Annotated in this window: 1 protein-coding gene; it reads right to left on the reverse strand. The window is 59.4% G+C overall.

The features are described 5' to 3' along the window. Positions 1 to 480: PA14 domain-containing protein (locus tag J2I46_RS32700; protein WP_262898085.1), on the reverse strand; the 480-nt coding region annotated here is incomplete at both ends.

Consider the following 480-nt stretch of genomic DNA (forward strand, 5'->3'; position numbering starts at 1 on the left):
ATTGGCCGGGTTCTCCGGGGTGCGGAGTGTCACGGCCGGGGGCTGTGGAGTGGACGATCCCACCCGGAAGAAAGCTGAGGCCGGAATGGCTTGTTTGCCGATGCCGGGGCCGCTGTAGCTCACCGTCAGGGCCTGGCCACCCCCGCCCTGGAAGTAAGGAATGGTGATGGCGTGAGTACCCGCTTTGAGGCCAATGGTGCCCGACCGCTCCTGTTCTCCATGCCCACCGTCGTTGTTGACCACCTCGGTGGTGCCGATCAGCAGTTTGCTGCCATCGTCAGAGTAGGTGTAGAAAGTGTAGACCCCATCGGTAGGTACGTTCACGTAGCCCGTGTAGTTCAGGCCGTAATTCTCTGTACGGGAACGCACCGTTAAATCTGGCACGCTGTTAGTGCCGGTCTTGGCAGGGGTAAGCGAGCCAAAATCGGGCAGCATACCCCAGTTACCTTCATAATAGCCAAAGTCCAACCCAGCTACAGT

This window comes from Fibrella forsythiae (assembly GCF_017353175.1).
Lineage (GTDB): Bacteria > Bacteroidota > Bacteroidia > Cytophagales > Spirosomataceae > Fibrella > Fibrella forsythiae.